This window comes from Photobacterium sp. J15 (assembly GCF_963870815.1).
Classification (GTDB): Bacteria; Pseudomonadota; Gammaproteobacteria; order Enterobacterales; family Vibrionaceae; genus Photobacterium; species Photobacterium marinum.
Map to the genome: position 1 here is coordinate 2,899,302 of NZ_CAWMUI010000001.1, position 25,784 is coordinate 2,925,085.

The window sequence follows — 25,784 nt, forward strand, 5'->3', positions numbered from 1 at the left end:
ATACAACTAGGGTTTATTTTGCAAAAAGCGTTCCAACTTTTAATTAGATCTAAACCTTTGATTTTAAAAGAAGGGAAGATTGAAAAGATGGCGTTTTTTTGAGCGAGGGCAAAGGGTTGCCGAAGCGAGTGGCGAGTGGCGAGTGGCGAGTGGCGAGTGGCGAGTCAGAATATCCGGTGCAGCTCTGGCTACACACTATAGCCTTAACGCTGGGCCTTTATAACTCGCCTCTCCGTCTTAAGTTATTTACACTTTTACTTCATCAGCTTATTAACCCGATCCATCACGCTGATGATCTTATCGGAATAATTCGGGTCGGTGGCATAACCGGCTTTGTGCAGGTTGCGGATAAACGTCACCGGATCTTCTGGCTGTTGTAGTGCTTCAGAATATCGCGGATTGGCATTCAAAAAGCTGACATAGTCATTAAAGCTTTCCTGGTAGGTGTCATAAGAACGGAAAGCCGCGTTCTCCTGAACTGGAATACCATTGTGGAACTCCAAAGTACGGGTAGCAACTTTAGACCCTGACCAGCGTGGATCCGCCTTAATATTAAAGAGGTTATTACTTGAACCAGCCGCGTTCTTCACCACTTTTTTACCCCAGCCGGTTTCCAGTGCGGCCTGTGCAATAAGCACTGATGGATCAGTACCTAACGCATGAGCGGCTTTCTCGGCATAAGGGCGCATCCGCGCGACGAAATCTTCCGGGGAATCAAACCCTCGTGCCATATCAACCATCTTCATTGATGAAATCGCAGCAGGTGCAATAACCTCTGGCTGAGGGGCCGGTTCCTGAGGCGTAATTTTCCGAGGCGAATTAGCCACCGGCGGTAAACTATCATTACTCTTGGCAGCAAACACATCATCCAGTGGCTTTTCTTGCGGAGCCTGCGGACGAAGCGGCACATCCTGAGCAGGCTGCTCATCGGATGAATCTGCCTTTGCTTTCTCCTTTAGCTCTTCACCACCCAACTGCTCAACAATCAGATCAGCCAGACCGAGGGAGCCAGTCGCGCTCAGCTCACTGGCCATCTGTTCATCATGCATCTGCTCAAAGAACTTGGTATTGCTACTGCTCATCAAGTCAGATTCAAAGGCTTCATTGGCCTCACGCATCGACTTAAACAACATCTGAGTAAAGATCGCTTCGAACTGCTGCGCCGCAGCCTTCAAAGACGCACCTTCGTCATCTTTGATCCCCGCCCTCAATCGTTCAAGGTTGGATATATCATGGATAAAACCCGGATCAGTTGTTTTCATATCACCCTCGAGATCCTGAAACCTCAATTAAATAATGATCAGCTGGCCTTCGATGGCACCGGCCTGTTTCAGCGCCTGCAATATCGCCATCAGGTCCGACGGAGCCGCACCCACCTGATTAACGGCACGCACCAGTTCGTCCAGTGTAACCCCAGGTTCAAATTTGAACATTCGGGAATCTTCTTCTGTCACCTGAATATCTGAATTTGGAACAACAACAGTGTTACCACCAGAGAAACCATTTGGCTGGCTCACCGAGTAGTTCTCTTTAATAGAAACCGTCATACCACCGTGAGTAATTGCCGCTGGTTTCAGTTTCACATTCTGACCAACCACAATAGTACCTGTACGGGAGTTAACAATGATCTTGGCCGCCCCTTCTGCCGGATCAAACTCAATGTTTTCAACTGTCGACAGAAATGCCACACGCTGACTGACATCCCGCGGCGCACGAACACGTACTGATGTCGCATCAACAGCTGCTGCCATTTGCGGGCCAAGGAACTGGTTGATGGAATCAGCCATACGCTGAGCGGTAGTAAAGTCAGACTCGTAAAGGTTGAAAGTCAGGAAATCTCCACGGCCAAACGGGTTAGGCACTTCACGCTCAACAATCGCGCCGTTTGAGATACGACCAACAGTCGGGTTATTACCGACAACTTTTGAGCCATCGGCACCAGTGGCACTGAATCCGCCTACGACCAGGCTCCCCTGGGCTATCGCGTAGACTTTTCCATCCAGACCTTTAAGGAAGGTTTGCAGCAAAGTACCACCGCGCAGACTTTTGGCAGAACCAATTGAAGATACGGTAATATCAATAGACTGGCCTTGCTTGGTAAATGGCGGCAAAGTGGCATTTACGGCCACTGCGGCAACGTTTTTGGTTTTCGGCTTAGTGCCCGGCGGCAACTGGATGCCGAAGTTTTGCAGCATGGCATTAAAGCTCTGGTCGGTAAACGGGGTAGTTTCGCCTGTACCCGGCAAACCCACAACCAGACCATAACCCACCAGCTGGTTACTCCGTACTCCGGCAACAGCGGAAACATCTTTGATCCTTGCCGCCTGTAACGGCAGGGCCAGAAACATCATCAAACCAAGACAAAAAGTCCGTAATTTCACTATGAAACTCCGTTAGATACTAACGTTGAAGAAACGAGCCAGCCAGCCTTGCTCCTGGACATCCTGGCGATCGCCGGTACCGGAATACTGAATGCGGGCATTTGCAATACGGGTAGAGGCAACCGTGTTTTCCTGGCTGATATCATCCGGACGAATCGTGCCACTCAGACGGATGTACTCGTCACCGGTATTCAGCGTCAGCCACTTCTCACCACGCACCAGCAGGTTGCCGTTTGACAGCACTTCAATCACCTCAACAGAGATAGAACCTTTGATGCTGTTGCTCTGGTCCGCCGATGTGCTGCCTGCAAATTTATTGGCATTACTAACTTCATAAGAAAGGTCGCGATCACCCATAGTCACCGCCTTACCACCTAGCTGAAGCGGATCCATCGACATATCTGTCGACTTATCCAAATCTGAGCTGGCACTTTTCTTAGCCTGGGTTTTTTCTTCCAGTAATACAGTGACAATATCGCCGATACCACGAGGTTTGGTGTCATCATACAGGTCCTGGGCACCATTCACATCGAACAGAGAGCCAGTTGCTGCGGCATAGTGCTCTGGCTTTTCTTGCGGACGAATACTTGCCCACGCCGGATCACCAGCCTGAGGATCTTCACGGCGACGCATCATTTCAATCAAAGAAGGTCCTTGTTCAGTTGAACCTTCTACAGCATCGACCATGGTTGTCGCCTGGCTGACATCTGATTCTTCAACCGGCAACTGAGTACAGCCGGAGAGGACAATCATGACACCTGCGAGAAGTTTTTTCATTGCCACTCTACTCCTGTTATAGCTGCTGGTTAACGTAGCTCAGCATCTGGTCGACGGTCGAGATCACTTTCGAGTTCATCTCGTACACGCGCTGAGCTTCAATCATGTTCACCAGTTCTTCCGTAACATTTACGTTCGATGTTTCCAGCATCGACTGACGAATAGAACCGAAACCGTCAAGACCAGGAACACCTTCCTGAGGGTCACCGCTGGCACCGGTTGGCAAGAACAGGTTCTGGCCGATTGGCTCAAGACCGCCCGGGTTGATGAAATCAACGGTTGTGATCTGACCCAACACCTGGTTCTGTTGCTGTCCACGAATACGGGCAGACACTTCACCATCCGTACCGACAGTAATTGCCACCGCATCTTCAGGAACCACAATCTCAGGCTGAACCACATAACCCGAACCACTAGTTACCAGCTGGCCTTCCGCGTTGATAGTGAACTGACCGTTACGGGTATAACCGATGTTGCCGTCCGGCAGCAGGATCTGGAAGAAACCGTCACCTTCGATCATCATATCCATCGCGTTGTTGGTAGTCTGGGTATTACCTTGGGTAAATACCTTCTGAGTCGCAACAACTTTCGAACCGGCACCCAGCATCAGGCCTGATGGCAGTTCGGTATCCTGGGTAGACTGACCACCCGGTTGGTTAATATTCTGATAGAACAGATCTTCAAATACAGCCCGGCTCTTTTTGAAGCCTACGGTTGAGGCGTTAGCCAGGTTGTTAGAAATGGTCGAGATATTTGTTTGCTGGGCGTCAAGACCGGTTTTACTTACCCATAAAGCTGGATGCATGTTTTATTCCTTATTATCGGTTTAGCCTAAACGCAGCAGTGAAGAGGACGCAGCATCCATCTCTTCTGCGGTTTTCATCAACTTGACCTGCATTTCAAAGTGACGCTGCAAATCGATCATACTTGTCATTTCACCCACGGCATTAACGTTACTGCCCTCCAGCGCGCCTTTCAGCAAGGTCACACCGGCATCAGCGTCATAAGTCATACCCGGATTTTTCGGCTTAAACAAGCCGTTGACGTCTTTAAATAAATCACGGTTGTCAGGACGAACCAGCTTCAGGCGGTCAACCACCTCCATCGCTTCCGGTGGTGCCCCCTGAGGAAGTACTGAAATTGTCCCGTCATTACCGATTTCAATTTTGCTGATTGGAAGAGGAATAAAAATCGGTGCGCCACCTTCGCCCAACATCAGGTTGCCGTTACTGTTTTGCAGCATACCTGTTTCGTCGATCTTCAGATGACCTGCGCGAGTGTAAGCTTCCTGACCAGAGGCATCTAATACTGTCAGCCAACCGTCGCCTTCAACAGTCACATCCAGATCGCGTCCCGTAGTCATTACCGCGCCCTGAGAAAAGTCCTGTCCCGGACGTTCAGTCATCGCAAACACTCGTGACGGTAAACCTTCACCGTAAGCCTGCATGCTTCGCGCCTGCTCAAGATCTGCCCGGAAACCGGTTGTTTTCACGTTGGCAAGGTTGTTAGCATGCAGTTGCATACCGTGCATATCTTGCTTAGCGCCACTCATGGCCAAATACAGTGCGCGATCCATTATCGACTCTCCAATCACATTCTGCTGATTTTTAAGCAATAACTATGCCACTGATATATGGCGTTATAAATCAATAAATTAGGAATAAGGCCTTAGAATACAAGGCAGAGGAAGGACAAATTTCTGACAGTGAAGGACAAAATTTGCCGCTTGTTCGACACCTGATGGAACAAGCGGCAATCTTCTTGCTATTTATTGCTTTCTGTCTAGTGGGATTACCAGAACATCAACTCGTTATTTATTAACGAATTTGCAGGATTGTCTGCTGTAGCTGATTATCCACTTCCAGAGCACGGGAGTTCGCCTGGAAGTTACGCTGCGCGGTGATCAAATCTACCAGCTCCTGCGTCATATCAATGTTTGACTGCTCCAATGTACCGCTCTTAACAGCACCGAATGCACCCTGGCTGGCTTCACCCCAGATAGCTGCGCCAGAATCCTGACTCACCACCCACTGGGTACCGCCTTTAGAAACCAGGCCCTGCTCGTTAGGAACGCGTACCATACCTACACGGCCAAGGGTAACGTTCTCACCGTTACTGTAGGTGGCAACTATCGAACCTTTTGCATCGATATCAACTTTAGCCAGGTAGCCTGTTGTCGCACCATCCTCATTGAAACGACGAACTTCGAACGGCGCAGCATACTGAGTCGGATCGTCAAAATTAATAGTCAGAGCCTGATTTTCATCAGCACCGTTCAAATCAAGGCCTGCACCAGCTGCACCAAGTGGCTCGGCAATCACCGGGTTGCCACCGTTGACCGATGCCACGGAACCGTCAGTGTTGAAGTCAATAAAGCTACCTTTCTGACCGGTTGCTGTTGATGCTCCACCGTTGGTGATATCAACTGGCTTTTCACCATTCGCATCGGTTGCTGTATAAAAAACAGACCAACGGTTAGACGCCGTGTTGTCTTTCACATAGTAAGTCGTCATCTTGTACGGCTGACCCAGAGAGTCATAAATAGTGACAGAAGTCGACTTGTTGTAAGTATTCGGATCGTTGAAATCAAATTGCTTAGGATCTTTCGGGTCACCACCAGCTGGCAGGTTAACACCCACATTAAGGGTAGTTGATGCACGAGGCTGACCAAACTGATCCGGTACCTTCAGTGACTGAGATTCATAAGACGTGACCTGATCCGTATCCTGATCCACCTGGTAACCCAGCAGGTACTGACCCTCTGAGTTAACAATGTTGTTGTCTTTGTCCAGATGGAATGCACCATTACGTGTCAGGCTGTTGTTCTGAGGCTGAAGTCGGTCATCAGCAACTGCAAAGAAACCACTACCTGAAATACGAAGATCCATCGGGTTGTTGGTATAAATACTTGAGCCTTCATGGAACTGCTGAGCTACCACAGAGGTCTGAACACCGCCACCGGTTGTGGTCTTGGCATTAGAAAAGACCGAGTTAGAATAAACGTCCCCAAACTCAGCGCGGGATTCTTTAAAGCCGTAAGAATTAGAGTTGGCAATGTTGTTACTTGTAGTATTGAGGTCTTTCTGCGACGCCCCGATACCGCTCAGAGAAATATTAAAACCCATGTTATGAATCTCCTAAAAGCTTTATGCCTGGCCTACTTCAAGAACTTCGGCTAGTTTAAATGGCGAGTCGAAGCCCGCGAGGTTAAGCATGACATTGCCATCACCTTTACCAAGCAACACACTGTTGACATTCGCATAGGTAGACACATCGAATTCCCGGTTTTCACCATCAAGCATGCCTGAAACTTTCAGCTTGTAGCGACCTTCCGGCAACGCATTGCCACTATCGTCTTTACCATCCCATTCCACACGGTGATCACCTGCCGGTTTAGCACCCATGTCGAAGGTTTTAATTAGCTGGCCCTGCTCATTTTCGACCCGGACCATCAAGTTATTAATTGCATTCGGCAGCTTCACCATTCCGGTCATACCGCCTTCGCCTTTCTTAACTCCGGTTGCGCTCGGAATAAGCACATCACGCCCGACCAGTGATGAAGCCTGCAACGCCTGATTTGACGTCATGGCAGAGTTCAGGCTGCCGAACTGCTCATTCATCTGAGTGATCCCGTCAACCGTAGCAAATGATGCCATCTGGGCAATCATCTGGTCGTTACCGACAGGCTTAAACGGGTCCTGCTGCGCAAGCTGCTTGGTCAAAAGAGAAAGAAAGTCTTCTTGCTTGAGCTCATTCTGCCCAGTAACTTTCTGCTCTTCCTGCAGCTTTTTCTCTTGCATCCCCTTGAGCTGGTCAAGGTAGGACAGAGTGCTTTGACCTGTGCCGTTAATACCGGTCATAACAGATACTCCTTAACCCTTATTTACCCATCTGCAACGTGCTCATCAACATCTGCTTACTGGCATCTGCCACCTGAACATTGCTCTGATAGGAACGAGAAGCTGAAATCATATTCGCCATTTCTTCCATTACGTTGACGTTTGGCTTGTAGATATAACCTTCAGCATTCGCCAACGGGTGATCCGGGTTATATTCCGCACGTAACGGCTTTTGGCTTTCAACAATGCCTTTTACTTGGACAGGTACACTGTCATCGCGCTGGTAACTGGCACTCTGCAGCGCTGCTGCAAATACCGGGTGGCGCGCTTTATATGTTTCTTCGGCAGAACTGCTCACACTGTTGGCGTTAGCCAGGTTACTTGACGTGGTGTTCAAGCGCACTGACTCTGCACTCATCGCCGATCCGCTGACATTAAAAATGTTAAACAAGCTCATTTATTATTCTCCTTTTAATGCCTTGCTCAGGTTCTTGAACTTAGAACCCAGAAAGTCGAGAGATGCCTGGTATTCCAGTGAGTTCTGCATAAACAGGTTTCGCTCAAGCTGTGCATCAACGGTATTGCCGTCACCGGTATCCGGTTGAGTAGGTACACGGTACTTTTGCTCACCCATCAAAGTCGTAGAGGCAGAGATATGCCGATTATTGGTACGGCTAAGGCCAATCTTTGCCTCCGATGTTGCCGCACTCAATGCCCGCTGAAAGTCGATATCTTTTGCTTTATAGCCCGGCGTATTGGCATTGGCGAGGTTACTTGCCAGTGTTTCCGCGCGCTTAGCGCGAACACCTACGGTGTGCTGATGAATACCTAGTGCTTTATCAAAAGAGATAGACATAACTGCCTCCAAAAATCGTTACCGATATATAAGCAAAGGGTATGCCAAATTTGAAATTAACTAGGAATAGAAAGGGAAAATAAGAAAGAGAGGTGGAAATTGAGTATCGGGGAACACTATAGTTCCCCGATCACTCAGGAGTCTAAGCGGTTGGAATTCATCCCAAACAGCTATGTCATGCATTGCGTTTCAACGATTGTCGGTGAAACCCGCCGCAGCTATTTGAGTTTGTAAATAATTCCAGGGTTACAGCGAATCATCTCGAACTTGTCAGTCAGACCAGTCAATGATTCAGAGGCACCTAGCAACAGATAACCTCCAGGGTTCAGGCTGGCAGCCATCTGGTTAAGTACCTTCGCCTTCATTTCAGGCGAGAAGTAAATCAGTACGTTACGACAGAAAATCACATCGAACTTACCCAGCAACGCATAACTGTCTTTCAGGTTCTGCGGACGGAAGTTAACCATTCGCTTCACCTTATCGTTGACTTTCATTCGACCGTCACCGTTATTTTCAAAGAAAGTACGGCGGCGCTCAGGAGAAAGACCTCGACTCAGTGCCAGGTTGTCATAAATGCCAGCACGACACGTTTCCAGCATAGTCTGTGAAATATCAGTTGCTGTGATCTGTACGCCACTGGTGAGCATACCAGGACGACGAGTCTGGGTTTCCAGCACAGTCATAGCGATCGAATATGGCTCCTGCCCTGAAGAGCTGGCTGATGACCAGATCTTGAGCGGGCGCTTATTTGCCGCAAGCTCCGGCAAAATACGATCCGCCAGCACGGTATACGGATAGGTATCGCGGAACCACAACGTCTCATTCGTCGTCATGGCATCCACAGCAGCTACACGCAATTCACGATTACGGCCACTGATAACTAGTTGCAGTAACTCGGAAAGAGATGATAGCGAAAATCGGCTGACCAAAGGACTCAGACGGCTGCGTACCAAATACTGCTTACTGTCGCCAAGTACAATACCGCACTGCGCTTCAAGAAAACGACAAAAATCGCGGTATTCCTGGTCTTTTATTGTTATAGCTGTCATCTACTACTCTATTTTCAGGTTATTCAGGCATCGCGGCCTTAACCGCAGCCCCCAACTCATCCGGGTTAAACTTAGGGATGAATGCGTTGGCGCCTACACGCTCAACCATTGCCTGGTTAAATACACCACTCAGAGAGGTGTGCAGGATTACATGCAGATCTTTCAGGTCGGCATGATTACGGATCTCTGCCGTTAATGTATAACCGTCCATCTCCGGCATTTCAATATCTGAAATCACCAGGGCAAGCTGCTCGTAGATACTTGACTCTTTCGCCATCTCCTTCAGCAGGTCGATAGCTTCTTTACCGTCTTTCACCATCACACATTCACAACCAATCGCTTCGATTGCGCGCTGGATCTGCTTACGGGCAACGGTAGAATCATCAGCAACCAATACTCGACGAACAGCTGGCATGGCTTCAACCAGCTCCTCAAGTACCGTACCTGTGATATCGGTATCAACCGGAGAAATCTCATCAAGGATTTTTTCAACATCCAGGATTTCTACCAGTTCGTCATCGATTTCTGTTACCGCTGTCAGGTAGTTTTCTTTACCAGCACCTTTTGGCGGCGGAAGAATCGATTCCCAGTTCATATTAATGATTCGCTCAACAGATGAAACCAGGAAGCCTTGGATCGAACGGTTAAATTCCGAAATGATCACAAAACAGTTATCCAAATCATCAATTGGACGACCGCCAGTTGCAAGACTCATATCGATTACAGAGATAGTCTGTCCACGAATATGAGCAATCCCTTTTACTAATGGGTGCAAATTTGGCATTGTAGTCAACTTCGGGCACTGAAGTACCTCTTTGACTTTAAATACGTTTATACCGTAGCGCTGACGTCTGTTGAGTCTGAAGGTTAATAGCTCCAACCGGTTTTGACCAACAAGCTGGGTGCGCTGATTCACTGAATCAAGTATCCCCGACATAAGGGTGACTCCATGTTATGCGTTTTTATTTCTATACATGTACGATAAGCAGCCCTATCGTTCACATATGATGAGCTTCGAGACTAATTTTAGCCCCTGAGACTATGCATTGAAGAGTAGAAACCGTGACCCAAAGAACACATTTAACACTCTTAATATTACTAATCGGCCTGCCGGCAATTTTCTTTAGCACAAATATGTCAGCAGCGCCGCAAAATACCCTGGATAGAGTACAACATACCGCTGAGGAATTCGTCAAAAATATTGTCGAAAAGCCAGAAAAAGGGCAACTCACTGTCAAAGCAGCAAATTTAGATTCCCGTCTCAGGTTGACTCCATGTTCTGCCCCACTAGAAAGCTCAATTCCCGGTAAACAGAACCTTTCTGGTAATGTTACCGTCTTAGTTCGCTGTGAGCCAGAAAACTGGCAAGTTTATGTCCCGGTACGGATAAAACTGCTCCTACCACGAGTCGTAGCCGCCAAACCTCTTTCACGAGGCGAAGTCCTTTCTGCAGCCAACCTTGATATCAGAATGGTTGAAACCCGCTTCCAGCGCGGCATTCTTTTTGATAATCCACAACAAATTATCGGTTCGAAAGTAAAAAGAAACGTCAATATGGGAGACGCAGTAGAAGGTGGTGACATATGCCTTGTCTGCCGTAATGATTCAGTACTGATCAAAGCTGGCGGCAACGGTCTCAATATCGTGACCAAAGGCATCGCCTTGTCTGACGGCTCTCTCGGAGAACAAATCCGAGTTCAAAATACTAAGTCAAAACGTGTTGTCGATGGTATTATCACTGGCGTTGGTGAAGTAACCGTAAATTTTTAATTTAATGCTAAAGTTATTTTTGAGGCGGCCGAAACAGAGGCTGTATCTAATTTAATGCTCAAAGGCTTATTTTATGGCAAGTATTGATCAGCTACGCTCCGGCCAACCGATGACTACGGCCCGAAGCAGTAGCAACAGCGTATCTGGCTCTGCGTCAGGAGCTGCTAAAAATCAGCAACTTGCGGCCTCCGGAAGCGGCCCTAAAGATGCCGTTTCCCTGAGTTCGCAAGGTAAGGCTGTCGGGCAAATTCACCAACAGCTCGCTGCTGAACCCAGCTTTGACAGTGCTAAAGTTGCAGCAATCAAGGATGCCATTTCCAACGGCGAATACCAGATTGATGCAGAAAAGCTGGCATCAAATATGCTGAAATTTGAAGATGAGCTGCGTGGCCTGTAAGCGCAGCCCGTTACCTCTATGCAACCGTGCAATATGTGATTCAGAGAGAAGGTAATGTCACAATCAATTGAACAGTTACTAGAGCTGCAACTGGCAACTCTTATTTCTCTCTCTCGCCTGCTTGAACAGGAAAAAGAAGCTATTGTCGCGCGAAAAGCAGCAGACATAGCCCGGCTCGCAGGCGACAAGCTGGCCCTGATAAACAAGGTACAGCAGCAGGATCACCAAATTGCAAGTCATGTTCATCGCCAACAGTTGACTGAAAGCCCAGAACTGGCTGAGAAGGTGGAAACCATCAAAACCACAGTCTCACGATGTAAGGAAATAAACGAAGTCAATGGCGAGGCTCTGCAACGGGCACAGCTCAGCTTCCACAAACTTAACAACTTGTTCCAGCAAAGTCGCGGCAAACAGCAGATGACTTATAACAGCAGCGGCGTGGCTCAGAACATCCGCTCTCTGGGGACTAACATCAAAGCTTAACTCACTAATATCTGAATACTCCATCACTCTATTCTATCCGTGGCTAAACTTGGCAATAATTGTCGTTTTGTTAGCGGACAGATACTCGCATCTACTCGCTTCCTCAAAACGATATTATCTAAAATCAGTTTGCTTTTGTGTCAAACTGGTGTGGCAAGGCGTTGCCTCATCACGATATCACCTCAAACATCATGCTTCAGTATCTAATCAGATCAAAAAGGCGAAGCGTGTAAACACATCGCTTCGCCTGTAAGTTCTAAATCAGATTGCTCAGATGAATTTCTAGAACAACGTCTCTTGGTTTGTCGGGACGTGATACACTTCCCCGTGCTCTTTCATGCGATCCATCTGTCGTAGATCAAGTTCCATCTCTGTTACGTAGCTGTCGCCAACAGGATAGCTGCGAATGACCTTTGCACCACGGATAATGCCATCAACTGCGCCATCGGTATTTTCAATCCCTAACTGCTGATCTTCCAGGCCGGCACGGGCGCTGATACGCATTCCATAAACCTGCTCAGTCAGTTCACGATATGCATCAAGCTTAGATGCCCGCATAGCACGAACCTGCTTCTCTTCTAAGGTTCGGCCACGCTGCTCACTAATAGAGGCATAACCAACTGCTGTGATCAGGTCTTTATTCGGGATTTGTGTCAGGGGCTGACAACCAGCCAGTAAAACAATTACCAGCATTAACCAATAACGCATAACAACTCCTAAGGTTTCAGCACAATGTTATTGCGCTCAAAGGTATCCGCCTCACTGCGGATAATTTTTCCGTTTTGCAGGCGCATTTTATTCAGGGTATCAAGATCACGACCGATACGGTCTGATGGAAGGAACCCCTGTGCCGTGGCTATAACGACCCGCGAACGCATACCAATAATACGGGCATTGACCATAACACCACCACCCTGCCTTAGCATAGTCCCTGTCAGTACATAGTCGACCGGTTGTTGGGATGCCAGCTCCTGCCAGTTTCGGCTAATAGCAAAGTCGCCGTCTGGCGTTACTTTAATAGCCCCGGTTGCTTTATAGTCAACAACGGTATAACCCCGCTGTTGCATCTGGTAGATAAAGCCTTCCGTGACAGTATTGCCCAGCCAGTTGGTTTCACTCATGTCCTGCAGATCAACAAATGATGTTACAGCCAGCGGTGTTTTGGCACTCAGGTAATGATTAGAAGTCACTAACTGTTCTGTGAGTCCCTCAACAAAAAAATCCAACGTGTGACGTGGCGTTTCCGCTAACAGAAAAGAACTCCCGGTATAGGGTTCTTTACCGTTATATATCGGAGAATATGAGCAAGATACAGTCATCGCTGCCAGTATCAGGACTATCCATTTTTTCATTCTTGCCTGCTCCGGTGAAAAGATAGTTGTAGCCTGTTATCGTTCATTTTCCGAAAAACTTTACTGATTAATTCCTTATCATTAAAAAAATGAGTTAAGGAACACTCTTTGCATGATGTTCATATACTTGAAAGAATACACAGCAAGTTTTATCTTCAGTTAAACACTTGGCAAGCAATTTTCGTACCTAAGTTGAAGACCATGAATAGAAAAATAAAGAAACTCCTCGGTAGCCTGTGCTTACTTGCCTCCGTCCAGGCAAATGCAGCCTGGATGGAAGTTACAGGCTCAGCTGTGATGCTGGAAAGTGAAAGTTCTGCGCGCATCAACGCCTTGGAAGACGCAGTATACCAAGCTATGAGTTATGCTGGAGCCGATATTGCCAGCTTCTCACACCTGCGGCCTTACCTTACCACCGAACAAGCTGAATATCAGTTCAGTGGAAGTGAAGTTCGTCACGTGATGGTATTGGATACGAAAAAGAAAAGCGGCAAATATTACCTAACAGCGAGAATAGACGTTTATCCGTCGGCAAAGACTTGCCACAAAATACAGTACAAAAAAGGCCTGCTACTGGGTAACTTTGCTATCACTTCTCCACAGCACGCATCGATGGGCGGCATTTATCAACTCGGCAATGACTTTACCCATATGCTGAAGCGACAAATAGAAAAACGCTCACAGAGCTTTATCGTCTCAGGCATGACCCGTGTACCAATCAATACCGGCCAGCCAGAAACCTTAACCATGCTGGCCGATGACACTGACGCCCAGTATATAGTCAATGGTCAAATTACCGACTTAAGTTCAACGCTGGACCAAAAACTGTTGAGGGATGACAAAATCAATCGTCAATTTGCCGCCACCTTACAGGTAATAGACGGCAAAACCGGTGAAGTCCTGCTGCAGAATAATTACAGGGAGATCGCCCAGTGGCCATTTACTAAAGTCAGTCAGGTTGATACCCGCAGTGCTCGTTTCTGGCAATCAGGTTATGGACAAGCGGTTCAACGCGTAAGCCGAAATATGATGCTAGATCTGGAAACGGCACTTTCATGCCGCACCAGTCTGCCGGAAGTAGTTAACGTATTTGGCAATACCGTCCACATCAATATTGGTCGTATCCACGGTATCAAGCGCGGTGATCAACTAAAGCTATGGCACAGCGCTGGTTTTATTGATCAACAGGGGATCCCGCGTAATCGAATGATTCAAACCGATATTACCCTGACGGCTGAACGCGTTTATGAAAAGTCAGCCGAATTAACTGTAGAGCAGTCTGAACTTGCCTCAAGCATTCAGCCTGGTGATTTACTAACCAAGCAGTTACCTCGATGACACTAATTGCTTAAAAAATGGAAAGATTCAGGTATAATGGCAAACCAAGAAAATCTGGAATGCTCCCTTAGCTCAGCTGGATAGAGCGTCCCCCTCCTAAGGGGAAGGCCACAGGTTCGACTCCTGTAGGGAGCGCCATTCTCTAGGTTTGCCTATATATCATCGCAACTATCTTGTGTTCCTGCTACTCAGCAATCATCCTCACTGAATCCTGAGCATCAAGACCCTGTACATCACCACAATTTCATCTCGACAAATAGCAAAAAACCCCGCCGAAGCGAGGTTTGATATCTCTTTCCCTTACTTAAGAAAAAGACAAAATTTGGTGGAGCTAACCGGGATCGAACCGGTGACCTCTTGCATGCCATGCAAGCGCTCTCCCAGCTGAGCTATAGCCCCTTAAGCTTGCCTATAATAGTAAAAACACAATGAAATCATGTCAATACATGACTTTCTATCAAACCAAGCCACATAACAATTCTGTTAGCCAATTCACACTATAACACCTATTCGATAACTTGCGCTTTATCATACCAAGATTAACTAAAAGCAATGAATCGCTTAATAAGAATTAAAAAAAATGATCGTGTTCTACGCTTTAACTGTATCAATTGATAACCAATACATATGTAACCATAAAGTAAGTATGGAGAAGTAGACATATGAAAAAACTAGCTGCCCTTGGGGCAATCATGTTACTCGCCGCTAGCTTTAATACCTCAGCATACCTTCTTGCTGGTGAACAAGTTGAGATACCAAAGAGAGCTATTCAAGAATGTGCCACAGCTGAAAGTTTTTTTGACTGTGTGAAAAATTATCAAGAGCGAACCAAAAAATAAAAAAAGCGGAAGAGGCTGATCACCTCTTCCGCTCACTTTTCTTTAATCAAATAATTGAATTATGCGTTAGCTTCACGCTCAGCAATAAATGCCAATGCCATATTGATGCGAGCAACTACACGCTCTTTACCAACAAGTTGCATTACCGCATCTACTGATGGTGACTGGCCCTGACCAGTAACAGCGACACGCAGTGGCATACCTACTTTACCCATACCAAGTTCTAACTCTTCACAAGTTTCCTTGATCAGATTGTGCAGGTTTTCTGTTGTCCACTCAGTCATCGCTTCTGCTTTAGCAAGCGCCAGCGTCAGTGCTTCTTTTGCAACCGGGCGTAGATGTTTCTTAGCAGCACCAGCTTCAAATTCACTGAAGTCTTGGTAGAAGTAACGAGACTGCTCCGCCAGCTCAATCAGAGTATTACAACGCTCACCCACCAGCTTAATCACCTCAGTGATTGCCGGGCCGTTCGTAATATCGATTTCTTTCTGAGCTAGGTGCCATTGCAGGTACTCAGCAACATATTCTGGCTCGGATGTCTTGATGTAATGGTTGTTCAACCACAACAGTTTGTCAGTATTGAATGCAGATGCTGACTTGCTGATAGAGTCTAGGCTAAATAGCTTGATCATCTCTTCCAGAGAGAAGATTTCTTGATCACCGTGAGACCAACCAAGACGAACCAGGTAGTTCAATAGCGCCTGTGGCAAGTAACCTTCATCACGGTACTGCATTACGCTTACCGCACCATGGCGCTTAGACAGCTTCGCACCGTCGTCACCTAAGATCATTGCACAGTGAGCGAATTCAGGTACAGGTGCACCCAGCGCTTTGTAGATGTTGATCTGGCGAGGTGTATTGTTGATGTGGTCTTCACCACGAACAACCTGCGTAATACCCATATCCCAATCATCAACAACAACACAGAAGTTGTAAGTCGGACTACCGTCTGCGCGACGAATGATCAAATCATCAAGCTCGCTGTTTGAAATCTCGATTCGGCCACGAACGTGATCGTCAAAAACAACAGTGCCTTCTTTCGGGTTACGGAAACGAATAACGAAAGGTGTTTCTTCTGTTGCCGCTTCATTTGCTTCAATTACACGCGGGTGTTTAGCATCGTAACGAGGCTTCACACCAGCAGCCATCTGCTCTTCACGTAGCTCATCCAAAAGCTCCTTAGGGCAGTAGCACTTATAAGCCTTATCTTCCGCCAGCAGCTGATCAATAAGCTGGTTATAACGATCGAAACGCTTAGTCTGGTAGTAAGGGCCTTCATCCCAGTTCAAACCTAGCCATTCCATACCTTCTAGGATGGCATCAATCGCTTCTTGAGTAGAACGCTCAAGGTCAGTGTCTTCGATACGAAGAACAAATTCACCACCCATGTGTTTAGCAAACAACCAAGAATAAAGTGCAGTTCGCGCACCACCAACATGCAGGAAGCCTGTAGGGCTTGGAGCAAAACGAGTTTTAACCGTCATGAAAGAACCTTAAATAAGAATGATGACACAAACGGCAGTGCGACCGCACCGCCTTCATCGATTAGGGATGCATTTTACCACCAGAGCTGTAATCCTCAACACAGTTATGAATACCGAACTCTATCAAAAGCACTAATAAAGCCAATGCAATGAGTTTTCAGGCTAATCCATTTCAAGTTTGACGGCGAACATCATTCTGATTGTTAGCCCCTCTGACTTCAGCAATCATAAAGCCAATATACTGACAAAGAATCGTTTCTTAAGCTTCTATACTTACAAAATAAAGAAAATTTAAGACTACAGATGGAAAAAGAACATGTTGTGACCCCTCTCTTATTTCATTGCCAATTTAACAAAAACCAGCATAAATCAATATATTGATAAGTTATTATATGAGATGAAATAAGGATTATTTGCTTCAGATAACAATTACTAAAGAGGTGCAACTCTGATGAACAAAAAACACATACTCGCCTGCATTATGCTTGGCATGTTATCACTCCCAGCTGTAGCCGATGTAAATTTAGAATTACCTAAGGAAGTTTCAATTTTATCTATCAATGGTCAAACTGGAAAAAGTGGACTATTATCTTTTGTGAATTCATCGTCAGATGAAATAACACTTCCAGATGGCAACAACCAAATTATTTATGAAATAAGCAAGATTTATAACAAAGGTTCAAGCCAAGGTGTAAAATATCGCTCAGCACCATTAATTCTTAGCTTTAACAGTAACGATGAAAATCTGGTGATGACCATTCCACCACTAAAGTCATATAAGTCGGCTATTGATTTTGATAAAAACATATCGATTAGCCTGGCAAATAGCTCAGGAAAAGACATTTACTTTATCAACGAAAAGCTGCCGCTAGATGGTCTTTCATTTTCCAGGTATTACAGCAAGTTACTTACCAACTACAACCAAAGCAAAAACAACCAGTTTGCAACTCAAACAGTCAATGAAACAAGCGCCTCCATACAACAACCACAAGCATCCAATAATTCAGACCAAAGTACATCTTCAAAAATGATTCTCCTGAAAGATATATTTAGCGAAATGAATGAGGAAGAAAAACAAGAATTTCTTAGCTGGGCAATAAAAAACATCAACTAATCATTTTTTACTCTTGCCAGGTAAATCAACTAGCCTGGCAAGAATAAAGCATAATATACATTTATCAGCTTATATTATTATTCTTTAATAAAAAGCAAATTTAATTGTAGAACAAAAAAGGCTTCGGTTTACCGAAGCCTTTTATCAAGCAGTGAATAATTTAAACGTTAATTAGAAGTACCATTCAGTACCGATACGTACCATTGTGTCACCGTCACCATCGTTACTATGCTCAGCTACACGAAGGAAAGTGTAAACACTATTAAAGGTATAACCAAACTCACCAGTAATTGTTTCACGGTCAAGATGAGCATCATTCACGCCGTCAGTATCACCATCCTGGTTCGCGTAGCCAATACGGAAATTAGCGTTACCCATATAGTAGTTAGCCTGCACTGAGTACGCATCAATTTCTCGCTTATCGTAAGTGAAGCTACCTTTATTACTTGCATCATATTCACCGGTCTTATATGCACCAGCAACCATTACGCTATCGATTGGACGAAGTTCAAATCCAACAAAGAATGAATCTGTATCACCGATGGATGCCTCTTTACCAGCTTCCTTCAGTGTACCATCTTTGTTAAAAGTAGCATCAGAACCAGATTCAAACTCGGTATCTTCACCAACTTCAAAAGCAGCGTGCAGAGTTAACATATCAGCAGGTGTAATAGAGATTTTACCACCGTAGAAGTTTGAGTCGTCAGTATTTTCACTACCATTACCAACTGACAGACTGAAAGTTATCATGTCAGCAAGTTTGACTGAATCATAACGAATTTGCTGACTTTTACGATCAAATAAGAAACGCTCTCCACTACGCCAGCCACGGTCAAATGTCTCACCCATGTTTGATGCACTGTATGGCCAGTCAACCAATTCATACATTGGTGTCAGCATACGGCCGAAACGAACCTGACCCCAGTTATCACCGCGCATACCAACAAATGTATCACGGTGACCAAGATCAGCACCTTCGTCCTTCATCCAACCAGATTCAACCTGAACAAAGGCTTCAACACTATCACTCATAGCCTGTGCAGCACGGAAACCAATGCGAGTTTCATTATCTAACTCCCAACTACTATCCTTTTTGCCCATATCTACAGCAGAGATGGATACGATGCCATAAAGTTCAACTTGAGAGTCATTTGACTCACCGATTGTATATGCATTTGCAGATGCAGAAACTAAACCAGCTGTTGCAATAGCCGCGCCCAGAACAGAACGCTTAAAGATCTTATTCATGGAAAAACTCCTAAAAATACTAGCTGTATACCGGTGCCTGATAGGTTGGCCGCCGAAGGCACCGAGTGACTCTCCCAATATGTCAACGCAGGTAATAACCCCGTTAAATCATAATTTTAAGTTCATTCAGAACTGCTGTTTCACTTCAACTATTAGACTACTTTTGCAGCGCAAAACATCAATTAGAACTTAATTAATTGTTTAAAAAATATGATGAGGTACAAACTTTTGCTGCTAAAGTGATCAGTATCATATCTTTTTAACTCCAGATAACCCCAAAAGAAAAATCCATTAAGAATCAATCAATTAAAAAGACAGCATACTAAATCTTGTGATACCTTTCGAAAAAAGCTGATGAAACTGTTAGTGGTTTCATTAATTTATACGCCAGACAATCAGCTGTTTTTTGATACTATTTTGGAGTTGAAAAATAACTAAAAGGTATATTTGTAAAGTAGATTGGAGATTGGAGATTGGAGATTGGAGATTGGAGATTGGAGATTGGAGATTGGAGATTGGAGATTGGAGATTGGAGATTGGAGATTGGAGATTGGAGATTGGAGATTGGAGATTGGAGATTGGAGATTGGAGATTGGAAACAATGATGGCGCAAACACTTTTGCCTGCGCCATATTTACTGATGGAAATAGTATTAACGATTCATGAAATCAACCAGGGTTTGCTCATCCCAGATTTCAATACCAAGATCCTGGGCTTTTGTCAGTTTTGAGCCCGCTGCTTCACCGGCAACTAGCAAATCGGTCTTCTTCGAAACACTACCCGTTACTTTGGCGCCAAGATCCTGCAGTGCCGCTTTTGCTTCAGAACGAGTTAGCTGCGACAGGGAACCTGTCAGTACCACAATTTTTCCGTCAAGCGGCAATTCAACACCTTCTTCACGCTTCTCAATCGCTGGCCAGTTGATCCCTTCTTCCAGCAACTCGTTGATCACTTTAAGGTTATGCTCTTCACGGAAGAAGTTATAAACATGCTCAGCAACGATATCACCGACATCCGGCACTTTAATCAATTGCTCTTTGCTGGCCGCTTTAATTTCATCCAGTGTTTCAAAGTGAAGGGCCAGGTTAGCGGCTGTCGCTTCACCCACTTCACGAATACCCAGTGAATAAAGGAAACGAGGCAATGTTGTCAGCTTGGATTTATCCAGCGCATCCACCAGCTTTTGGGCTGATTTCGGCCCCATTCGCTCCAGCACTGTCAGTACACCCGCAGACAACTTAAACAGATCTGCCGGTGTGGAAACCATTTCACGGTCTACCAACTGCTCGATAACTTTCTCGCCGCAACCATCAACATCAAGTGCTTTACGGGAAACAAAGTGCTTAAGGGCTTCGATACGCTGAGCCTGACAGAACAAGCCACCTGAACAACGGGCAACAGCTTCTCCTTCGACACGCTCAACTTTGGATTCACAGATCGGACAGGCTTCCGGGAAAATAATTGGCGTGGCATTTTCCGGACGGCGAGACTCCACTACAGACACGATCTGTGGGATCACATCACCAGCACGACGAATAATCACAGTGTCGCCAATCATCACACCAAGACGCTCAACTTCATCTGCGTTGTGAAGGGTTGCATTACTCACCGTCACACCACCAACAAAGACAGGCTCAAGCTTGGCAACCGGAGTAATCGCACCTGTACGACCGACCTGAAACTCTACGTTGTTCAGTAAAGTCATTTCTTCTTGTGCCGGGAATTTATAGGCGATCGCCCAGCGAGGTGCACGGGCAACAAAGCCGAGCTGATCCTGAGTCTCGACATCATCAACTTTGATAACAACACCATCGATCTCATAAGGCAACGACGGACGTTTTTCTGCAATATCCTGATAATAAGCAATCACGTCGTCTAAGCTATTCAGCTGACGAATTTCAGGGCACATTGGAATACCCCACGACTTCAGCTGAACCAGGCGTTCATACTGACTTGCCGCCAGATCCATACCTTCAACAACACCCACCGAGTAAGCAAAGAAGCTTAGCGGACGAGTCGCAGTGATCTTTGAGTCCAGCTGACGCAAACTGCCGGCAGCAGCATTACGCGGGTTAGCAAAGGTTTTTTCACCTTTCTTTTGAGCTCTGGCATTCAGTTCATCAAAGCCTTGCTTAGGCATGAATACTTCACCACGCACTTCCAGACGCTCCGGCCAGCCTTCTCCCTGCAACTTCAGAGGGATAGAACGGATAGTACGAACATTGGTTGTAATGTTTTCACCGGTTGTACCGTCGCCACGGGTGGCTGCCTGAACCAAAATGCCATTTTCATACATAAGGCTGACAGCCAAACCGTCAAGCTTTGGCTCACAACAGTAGCTCAGAGATAGCGATGGGATCAGGCGATCCTGCATTCGCTTCTCAAACGCACGCAACTCATCATCGTTAAACGCATTGTCTAGCGATAACATTGGCAGTTCATGAGTCACTTGCGTAAATCCATCCAGCGGCTTGCCGCCAACACGCTGACTTGGTGAATCCGGAGTAATAAGCGCTGGATTTTCAGCTTCCAGCGCCAGCAGTTGCTGCATCATCCGATCATATTCAGCGTCAGGGATCTCCGGGTTATCTTCTACGTAGTAGCGATGCCCGTGGTATGCAAGTTGGTCGCGCAGCTCCTTCAGTTGCTGCTGAATGTCTTGACTCATTGTTCTTCCTATCGAATAAAAAAGGCCCCGAAGAGGGGCCTGATTATAAGCTAATTATTTCTTGGTGTTATGCCCGAGAGTAGAGTTTTGCCTTTTCCCGATATTCATCAATACGGTGCGGGGTAATCATCGCCCTTTCATGGTCTAACACATCAGCTCCGAGCTCATCAGCAATTCGTTGAACCGTCTGAAGCATAATATTAAAGTTGTAATCCGCTCTGCCCGGACAAGGCAACATCAGATAAAATGCAATTCCTGGAGTTTCAAAACTATCATCGCCGCCTTCAGGGAACTGGGCCGGATGTACCATGTTGGTGACCGAGAAAATAATGGCTCCGGTACCTGCACTTTCAGCATGGCGGTGGTACACCGAATTTTCCCCATAGAACAAATTATTTTGTTCCAGAGTATTAAACAATTTACTACCAGTCAGAATCTCACCTTTACGGGCATGAATATTCAGAACCAGATAATCAGGTGGCAACACTGGCTCTGGCTCCACTGAAGACTCTGCAACTTCATCAGCAATCGCTTCATTACTGATCGGTTGTTGCGGTTCAACAACAGGTTCCGCAGCTACAGCCGTTTCAATTGGCTCAACAACAATCATCTGCTCTGGTTCTTTCAACTCAGGCTGAGGAAGCTCAGCCTCAGTTGTCACCTGCTTAATGCCTTCTGACTGAGGCTGAACAATTTGTGGCTGAGGTACATTCACCTCTGGCGTCATCATAGGCTCTGCTGACGGCTGACTGACCGCCTCTGCAACTTTAGAAGCAGACTCTTGCTGAGCTGACATCTTCGGCAAATCAAAATCAGCAGATTCTTTAAAATTACCTGCGGCTGAATCCATCAGGGGATCAACCTCAGCCTTATCACCAAAGTGCAGTTCAGGTTCTTTACGAGGCGGTCGCGGATTTCCCTGAGCCGGTTCATCACTGTTAACCACTCTTACGCTACCCACACCGTCCTCATCAAAACCATCCGCATCAACCGGCTTGGATGATTCATCTAACTTGCCCAGCGGCTTTTCACTGAACTTAGCGGGTTTTTCCTTTCGACTGCTCCAAAGGCCATGCAACAGTAACGCTGCAATCGCCAACGCACCGACAATAATAAGAACCAGACGCAATTCCTGCATATGAATACTCTGAATATACTCGTTACCCATTACGGGACTAATGACACACGATAATTCATCGGGCTGCCCAGAACATGAATCCATCAGGCCTGGAGTAACACCGAATAACTCTACCGATTCCTTTTATTATCTCGCTTATCCCAAGGCAGATAATAAAAGGAATCTCCAATAATGTACCAAATCTAAGATCATAAAGAGAAGTTGATTATATCGATTCCTGCAAGATAGTGTGGCTGAGCACAAAAACGGACAAAAATCAGCCGGAATATTGCGATATTTTACTTTTAATCTACATGATTCTGGCGATGATATTTGATTCACTGCACCGCTCACCGTTAACATGCACTCACCAGCCTTTTCTCATATTTATGTTCATTGATAGAGAAAAGCACATAAAGGAGAATCAGATGCGTCAATCACCAGCAATCCAACACCCGGTCAGCGGTGCCCAGTATTTCTTCAAAGGAATGTCACTGGCCATGCAGCCCGGTACCCGCCGTTTTGTTATTTTACCGCTGCTGGTGAATATTCTGCTTTTCGGAACGGCTTTTACTCTGGTGTTGAGTCAACTCAGCGAGTGGATCGATAGCTGGCTGGCTTACCTGCCGGAATGGATGGACTGGCTGTCTTATATATTGTGGCCATTACTGGCAGTTGCCACCCTAGTCACCTTTTCCTATTTCTTTAGCACCATTGCTAACTGGATTGCGGCACCTTTCAATGGCTTACTGGCAGAACACCTTGAAGCCAAACTTACCGGTGAATGCCTGCCGGATGCTGGTATTAAAGCCATCATCAAAGATCTCCCTCGTATCATGCATAGAGAATGGGTAAAGCTGAAGTACTACCTGCCTAAGGCCATTGGCCTGCTTATTCTGCTATGTATCCCGGCTATCGGCCAGACTGTGGGCCCGGTGCTCTGGTTCCTGTTCAGTGCCTGGATGATGAGTATTCAGTATGCCGACTACCCTTTCGATAACCATAAGGTACCATTTACCGCTATGCGTGATGCCTTGAAAGTTAAGCGCGGTAAGTCACTAAGCTTTGGTAGCCTGGTGATGCTATTTACTATAACTCCAATCCTAAATCTGTTTGTTATGCCAATCGCAGTCTGCGGCGCTACAGCCATGTGGGTAGACAACTACCGGGATGAATACAAACAGAGATAAGCTCAGGTAATGAACAAAGGAAAGGCGAGTGTCTGTCGATTCTCGCCTTTCTTATTTATAAAAGGTCAGATCAACAGTATTCCCTCCCCCCAAGCCTTCACAACTTAACTCACATTGCCCCTTGGTAGTCCCCCTTCTGAGAAAGATTCGCTTGTAGTGATCATCTATTTCCCTTTCCCCCAACAAAGCGCCTCTTATATAACAATAAGATATAACAATTAATTACTTTCCAAATGAATATGACCGATTATTCTTTAAGTGTCATTTTTACAGATCGCGTTACGAAGGAACGAAAAGCATGAGCAAAATCTACGAAGATAATTCCCTGACTATTGGTAACACCCCGCTAGTTCGTCTGAACCGTGTCAGTAAAGGTAATGTACTGGCCAAAATAGAAGCGCGTAACCCAAGTTTTAGTGTTAAGTGCCGTATTGGCGCAAACATGATCTGGGATGCCGAAAAAAAAGGTATTCTGAAAGAAGGCGTCGAACTGGTTGAACCAACCAGTGGTAATACAGGTATTGCCCTTGCTTTTGTTGCAGCAGCTCGCGGCTACAAGCTAACCCTAACCATGCCGGAAAGTATGAGCTTGGAGCGCCGCAAACTGCTCAAAGCCCTTGGAGCCAATCTTGTCCTGACTGAAGCACCAAAAGGCATGAAAGGCGCTATTGAAAAAGCAGAAGAAATTGTGGCGTCCGATCCATCGAAGTACCTGCTTCTTCAACAGTTCAACAACCCGGCTAACCCGGAAATCCATGAAAAGACCACTGGACCAGAAGTCTGGGATGCTACAGATGGCGAAATAGATGTCTTTGTCTCAGGCGTCGGAACCGGCGGTACATTAACAGGTGTCAGCCGTTATATTAAACAGCAAAAAGGCAAAGCCATTACGACTATTGCTGTTGAGCCATCAGAGTCGCCAGTTATTACTCAGACCCTGAACGGCGACGAAGTACAACCTGCTCCGCATAAAATTCAGGGTATCGGCGCAGGCTTCATTCCTGGCAACCTTGATCTGACATTAATTGATGAAGTTGAGCGAGTAAGCTCTGAAGAATCCATCGAAATGGCTCGCCGCCTGATGGATGAAGAAGGGATCCTGGCCGGAATTTCATCTGGCGCAGCGGTGATTGCAGCAAACAGAATTGCAGAGCGTCCGGAGTACGCAGGCAAAAACATCGTTGTTATTCTACCAAGCTCGGGTGAACGCTATCTTTCAACCGCACTCTTTGCAGGGCTATTCACTGAAAAAGAAACCCAACAGTGATCACATTTTGAAAGATTAGGTTCACGATTGTTGCTCAAAAGCCCCCCAACAGGGGGGTTTTTTGTTGCATTTTGAACTGAGCTTTAATATAAATCCGTTGAATTTTATTTTAAGCATCAAAATAAAAGGTCAATAAACCGCCATTTTGATGCCTCGAAAACAAGAAATGTCACAAAAATTTGACTTGGATTAAGCAAATACGACGGACTGTTGGGTAGTTTATACTCCAGATTAGCGAGCTAATGTTATCCGCGTTAAGCTTACTTTCAGTTAAGTAAATATCAAATACTACTATATCAATAATCGGGGTGAAATATGTATCAGAAGCAAGTTGAGATCACTGCAGAAAACGGTCTACACACTCGTCCAGCAGCTCAGTTCGTAAAAGAAGCTAAAGGTTTCGACGCGGACATCACTGTTACTTCTAACGGTAAGAGCGCAAGCGCGAAAAGCCTGTTCAAACTACAAACTCTAGGTCTGGTAAAAGGTACAGTTGTGACTATCTCTGCTGAAGGTGCTCAGGCACAGCAAGCTGTAGATCACCTAGTTGCCCTAATGGACGAACTGCACTAATTCGCAGTCCGTTTGTTACTTCCCCTAGTTTTAAGTTAATTT

At 46.0% G+C, this 25,784-nt stretch carries 26 protein-coding genes and 2 tRNA genes; 10 read left to right on the forward strand and 18 right to left on the reverse strand.

Features of this window, described 5'->3' with window-relative positions; translation table 11 throughout:
- Window positions 1-254 precede the first annotated feature (254 nt).
- From flgJ to AACQ93_RS13025, 11 genes are all read right to left on the reverse strand, one after another.
- Window positions 255-1,262, reverse strand: coding sequence for a flagellar assembly peptidoglycan hydrolase FlgJ (flgJ, locus tag AACQ93_RS12975; RefSeq protein ID WP_064605469.1), 1,008 nt, complete (start codon window positions 1,260-1,262; stop codon window positions 255-257).
- 27 nt (window positions 1,263-1,289) lie between these two features.
- Entirely contained in the window at window positions 1,290-2,351 is a 1,062-nt protein-coding gene (locus AACQ93_RS12980; RefSeq protein ID WP_064606705.1) for a flagellar basal body P-ring protein FlgI, read from the reverse strand.
- Window positions 2,352-2,393: 42 nt separating this feature from the next.
- Window positions 2,394-3,158, reverse strand: coding sequence for a flagellar basal body L-ring protein FlgH (gene flgH / locus AACQ93_RS12985; protein WP_064605471.1), 765 nt, complete (start codon window positions 3,156-3,158; stop codon window positions 2,394-2,396).
- 16 nt (window positions 3,159-3,174) lie between these two features.
- Window positions 3,175-3,963, reverse strand: coding sequence for a flagellar basal-body rod protein FlgG (gene flgG / locus AACQ93_RS12990; RefSeq protein ID WP_064605473.1), 789 nt, complete (start codon window positions 3,961-3,963; stop codon window positions 3,175-3,177).
- Window positions 3,964-3,984: 21 nt separating this feature from the next.
- Window positions 3,985-4,734, reverse strand: a complete 750-nt coding sequence (flgF, locus tag AACQ93_RS12995; protein WP_064605476.1) for a flagellar basal-body rod protein FlgF — start codon at window positions 4,732-4,734, stop codon at window positions 3,985-3,987.
- 241 nt (window positions 4,735-4,975) lie between these two features.
- Window positions 4,976-6,283: a flagellar hook protein FlgE gene (gene flgE, locus AACQ93_RS13000; protein ID WP_064605479.1), complete on the reverse strand. Its 1,308-nt coding sequence runs from the start codon at window positions 6,281-6,283 to the stop codon at window positions 4,976-4,978.
- 21 nt (window positions 6,284-6,304) lie between these two features.
- Entirely contained in the window at window positions 6,305-7,018 is a 714-nt protein-coding gene (gene flgD, locus AACQ93_RS13005; RefSeq protein WP_064605481.1) for a flagellar hook assembly protein FlgD, read from the reverse strand.
- Between the two features lie 19 nt (window positions 7,019-7,037).
- The gene (flgC, locus tag AACQ93_RS13010; RefSeq protein WP_007466515.1) at window positions 7,038-7,454 is read right to left on the reverse strand and encodes a flagellar basal body rod protein FlgC; all 417 of its coding nucleotides are present in this window, start codon (window positions 7,452-7,454) and stop codon (window positions 7,038-7,040) included.
- A 3-nt stretch (window positions 7,455-7,457) separates the two neighbouring features.
- The gene (gene flgB, locus AACQ93_RS13015; protein WP_064605483.1) at window positions 7,458-7,853 is read right to left on the reverse strand and encodes a flagellar basal body rod protein FlgB; all 396 of its coding nucleotides are present in this window, start codon (window positions 7,851-7,853) and stop codon (window positions 7,458-7,460) included.
- 218 nt (window positions 7,854-8,071) lie between these two features.
- The gene (locus tag AACQ93_RS13020) at window positions 8,072-8,902 is read right to left on the reverse strand and encodes a CheR family methyltransferase (protein WP_064605485.1); all 831 of its coding nucleotides are present in this window, start codon (window positions 8,900-8,902) and stop codon (window positions 8,072-8,074) included.
- A 19-nt stretch (window positions 8,903-8,921) separates the two neighbouring features.
- Window positions 8,922-9,839 carry a chemotaxis protein gene (locus AACQ93_RS13025; protein WP_064605487.1) on the reverse strand — a complete coding sequence of 306 codons (918 nt, stop codon included), beginning with the start codon at window positions 9,837-9,839 and terminating at the stop codon, window positions 8,922-8,924.
- A gap of 125 nt (window positions 9,840-9,964) precedes the next feature.
- Here AACQ93_RS13025 and flgA point away from each other — a divergent pair, with 125 nt between their 5' ends.
- The 3 genes from flgA to AACQ93_RS13040 all read left to right on the forward strand — a co-directional run bounded on the left by flgA (window position 9,965) and on the right by AACQ93_RS13040 (window position 11,552).
- A complete protein-coding gene (flgA, locus tag AACQ93_RS13030) occupies window positions 9,965-10,672 on the forward strand; it encodes a flagellar basal body P-ring formation chaperone FlgA (RefSeq protein WP_064605488.1) in 708 nt (235 codons plus the stop codon).
- A 73-nt stretch (window positions 10,673-10,745) separates the two neighbouring features.
- The gene (flgM, locus tag AACQ93_RS13035; protein WP_064605489.1) at window positions 10,746-11,069 is read left to right on the forward strand and encodes a flagellar biosynthesis anti-sigma factor FlgM; all 324 of its coding nucleotides are present in this window, start codon (window positions 10,746-10,748) and stop codon (window positions 11,067-11,069) included.
- 54 nt (window positions 11,070-11,123) lie between these two features.
- Window positions 11,124-11,552: a flagella synthesis protein FlgN gene (locus tag AACQ93_RS13040; RefSeq protein ID WP_064605492.1), complete on the forward strand. Its 429-nt coding sequence runs from the start codon at window positions 11,124-11,126 to the stop codon at window positions 11,550-11,552.
- Between the two features lie 282 nt (window positions 11,553-11,834).
- On the opposite strand, the gene AACQ93_RS13045 is transcribed toward AACQ93_RS13040, so the two are convergent.
- On the reverse strand, window positions 11,835-12,260 hold the full coding sequence (locus AACQ93_RS13045; protein WP_064605493.1) for an LPP20 family lipoprotein: 426 nt from the start codon (window positions 12,258-12,260) through the stop codon (window positions 11,835-11,837).
- 8 nt (window positions 12,261-12,268) lie between these two features.
- Window positions 12,269-12,904, reverse strand: a complete 636-nt coding sequence (locus tag AACQ93_RS13050) for a FlgO family outer membrane protein (RefSeq protein ID WP_064605494.1) — start codon at window positions 12,902-12,904, stop codon at window positions 12,269-12,271.
- 201 nt (window positions 12,905-13,105) lie between these two features.
- Here AACQ93_RS13050 and AACQ93_RS13055 point away from each other — a divergent pair, with 201 nt between their 5' ends.
- Together AACQ93_RS13055 and AACQ93_RS13060 are read left to right on the forward strand one after the other, a co-directional pair.
- Complete coding sequence (locus AACQ93_RS13055) at window positions 13,106-14,242, forward strand: flagella assembly protein FlgT (RefSeq protein ID WP_064606707.1); 1,137 nt, start codon at window positions 13,106-13,108, stop codon at window positions 14,240-14,242.
- Window positions 14,243-14,303: 61 nt separating this feature from the next.
- Window positions 14,304-14,380, forward strand: a tRNA-Arg gene (locus tag AACQ93_RS13060).
- Between the two features lie 185 nt (window positions 14,381-14,565).
- Here the strand turns inward: AACQ93_RS13060 and AACQ93_RS13065 are convergent.
- A tRNA-Ala gene (locus tag AACQ93_RS13065) sits at window positions 14,566-14,641 on the reverse strand.
- A 263-nt stretch (window positions 14,642-14,904) separates the two neighbouring features.
- Here AACQ93_RS13065 and AACQ93_RS13070 point away from each other — a divergent pair.
- Complete coding sequence (locus AACQ93_RS13070) at window positions 14,905-15,081, forward strand: hypothetical protein (RefSeq protein ID WP_198160131.1); 177 nt, start codon at window positions 14,905-14,907, stop codon at window positions 15,079-15,081.
- 59 nt (window positions 15,082-15,140) lie between these two features.
- On the opposite strand, the gene gltX is transcribed toward AACQ93_RS13070, so the two are convergent.
- The gene (gene gltX, locus AACQ93_RS13075; protein WP_064605496.1) at window positions 15,141-16,565 is read right to left on the reverse strand and encodes a glutamate--tRNA ligase; all 1,425 of its coding nucleotides are present in this window, start codon (window positions 16,563-16,565) and stop codon (window positions 15,141-15,143) included.
- 451 nt (window positions 16,566-17,016) lie between these two features.
- On the opposite strand from gltX, the gene AACQ93_RS13080 reads away from it, so the two are divergent.
- Window positions 17,017-17,679: a DUF2057 domain-containing protein gene (locus tag AACQ93_RS13080; protein WP_064605498.1), complete on the forward strand. Its 663-nt coding sequence runs from the start codon at window positions 17,017-17,019 to the stop codon at window positions 17,677-17,679.
- A gap of 171 nt (window positions 17,680-17,850) precedes the next feature.
- Here AACQ93_RS13080 and AACQ93_RS13085 read toward each other — a convergent pair whose 3' ends face one another.
- The 3 genes from AACQ93_RS13085 to zipA all read right to left on the reverse strand — a co-directional run bounded on the left by AACQ93_RS13085 (window position 17,851) and on the right by zipA (window position 22,763).
- The gene (locus tag AACQ93_RS13085; protein ID WP_064605499.1) at window positions 17,851-18,927 is read right to left on the reverse strand and encodes a porin; all 1,077 of its coding nucleotides are present in this window, start codon (window positions 18,925-18,927) and stop codon (window positions 17,851-17,853) included.
- 652 nt (window positions 18,928-19,579) lie between these two features.
- Window positions 19,580-21,595 (reverse strand): NAD-dependent DNA ligase LigA, encoded by a 2,016-nt coding sequence (gene ligA, locus AACQ93_RS13090; RefSeq protein WP_064605500.1) that lies wholly within the window; start codon window positions 21,593-21,595, stop codon window positions 19,580-19,582.
- Between the two features lie 67 nt (window positions 21,596-21,662).
- Window positions 21,663-22,763, reverse strand: a complete 1,101-nt coding sequence (gene zipA, locus AACQ93_RS13095) for a cell division protein ZipA (RefSeq protein WP_339367450.1) — start codon at window positions 22,761-22,763, stop codon at window positions 21,663-21,665.
- Between the two features lie 377 nt (window positions 22,764-23,140).
- Between zipA and cysZ the strand changes: the two genes are divergently transcribed.
- The 3 genes from cysZ (at window position 23,141) to ptsH (ending at window position 25,742) form a co-directional block, all read left to right on the forward strand.
- Window positions 23,141-23,902, forward strand: a complete 762-nt coding sequence (cysZ, locus tag AACQ93_RS13100) for a sulfate transporter CysZ (RefSeq protein WP_064605502.1) — start codon at window positions 23,141-23,143, stop codon at window positions 23,900-23,902.
- 298 nt (window positions 23,903-24,200) lie between these two features.
- The gene (gene cysK, locus AACQ93_RS13105) at window positions 24,201-25,169 is read left to right on the forward strand and encodes a cysteine synthase A (RefSeq protein WP_007466532.1); all 969 of its coding nucleotides are present in this window, start codon (window positions 24,201-24,203) and stop codon (window positions 25,167-25,169) included.
- 315 nt (window positions 25,170-25,484) lie between these two features.
- A complete protein-coding gene (gene ptsH / locus AACQ93_RS13110; RefSeq protein ID WP_007466533.1) occupies window positions 25,485-25,742 on the forward strand; it encodes a phosphocarrier protein Hpr in 258 nt (85 codons plus the stop codon).
- The last annotated feature ends 42 nt before the right edge of the window (window positions 25,743-25,784 follow it).

Coding starts and splice junctions, on each gene's coding strand:
- flgF (WP_064605476.1), bottom strand. CDS start 4,734: ATGGATCGCGCACTGTATTTGGCCATGAGTGGCGCTAAGCAAGATATG.
- AACQ93_RS12980 (WP_064606705.1), bottom strand. CDS start 2,351: ATGATGTTTCTGGCCCTGCCGTTACAGGCGGCAAGGATCAAAGATGTT.
- gltX (WP_064605496.1), bottom strand. CDS start 16,565: ATGACGGTTAAAACTCGTTTTGCTCCAAGCCCTACAGGCTTCCTGCAT.
- cysZ (WP_064605502.1), top strand. CDS start 23,141: ATGCGTCAATCACCAGCAATCCAACACCCGGTCAGCGGTGCCCAGTAT.
- flgD (WP_064605481.1), bottom strand. CDS start 7,018: ATGACCGGTATTAACGGCACAGGTCAAAGCACTCTGTCCTACCTTGAC.
- AACQ93_RS13050 (WP_064605494.1), bottom strand. CDS start 12,904: ATGAAAAAATGGATAGTCCTGATACTGGCAGCGATGACTGTATCTTGC.
- AACQ93_RS13080 (WP_064605498.1), top strand. CDS start 17,017: ATGAACAAAAAACACATACTCGCCTGCATTATGCTTGGCATGTTATCA.
- cysK (WP_007466532.1), top strand. CDS start 24,201: ATGAGCAAAATCTACGAAGATAATTCCCTGACTATTGGTAACACCCCG.
- AACQ93_RS13085 (WP_064605499.1), bottom strand. CDS start 18,927: ATGAATAAGATCTTTAAGCGTTCTGTTCTGGGCGCGGCTATTGCAACA.
- flgG (WP_064605473.1), bottom strand. CDS start 3,963: ATGCATCCAGCTTTATGGGTAAGTAAAACCGGTCTTGACGCCCAGCAA.
- AACQ93_RS13020 (WP_064605485.1), bottom strand. CDS start 8,902: ATGACAGCTATAACAATAAAAGACCAGGAATACCGCGATTTTTGTCGT.
- ligA (WP_064605500.1), bottom strand. CDS start 21,595: ATGAGTCAAGACATTCAGCAGCAACTGAAGGAGCTGCGCGACCAACTT.
- AACQ93_RS13055 (WP_064606707.1), top strand. CDS start 13,106: ATGAATAGAAAAATAAAGAAACTCCTCGGTAGCCTGTGCTTACTTGCC.
- AACQ93_RS13045 (WP_064605493.1), bottom strand. CDS start 12,260: ATGCGTTATTGGTTAATGCTGGTAATTGTTTTACTGGCTGGTTGTCAG.
- flgH (WP_064605471.1), bottom strand. CDS start 3,158: ATGAAAAAACTTCTCGCAGGTGTCATGATTGTCCTCTCCGGCTGTACT.
- flgJ (WP_064605469.1), bottom strand. CDS start 1,262: ATGAAAACAACTGATCCGGGTTTTATCCATGATATATCCAACCTTGAA.
- AACQ93_RS13070 (WP_198160131.1), top strand. CDS start 14,905: ATGAAAAAACTAGCTGCCCTTGGGGCAATCATGTTACTCGCCGCTAGC.
- AACQ93_RS13040 (WP_064605492.1), top strand. CDS start 11,124: ATGTCACAATCAATTGAACAGTTACTAGAGCTGCAACTGGCAACTCTT.
- ptsH (WP_007466533.1), top strand. CDS start 25,485: ATGTATCAGAAGCAAGTTGAGATCACTGCAGAAAACGGTCTACACACT.
- flgM (WP_064605489.1), top strand. CDS start 10,746: ATGGCAAGTATTGATCAGCTACGCTCCGGCCAACCGATGACTACGGCC.
- flgE (WP_064605479.1), bottom strand. CDS start 6,283: ATGGGTTTTAATATTTCTCTGAGCGGTATCGGGGCGTCGCAGAAAGAC.
- flgC (WP_007466515.1), bottom strand. CDS start 7,454: ATGAGCTTGTTTAACATTTTTAATGTCAGCGGATCGGCGATGAGTGCA.
- AACQ93_RS13025 (WP_064605487.1), bottom strand. CDS start 9,839: ATGTCGGGGATACTTGATTCAGTGAATCAGCGCACCCAGCTTGTTGGT.
- flgB (WP_064605483.1), bottom strand. CDS start 7,853: ATGTCTATCTCTTTTGATAAAGCACTAGGTATTCATCAGCACACCGTA.
- zipA (WP_339367450.1), bottom strand. CDS start 22,763: ATGGGTAACGAGTATATTCAGAGTATTCATATGCAGGAATTGCGTCTG.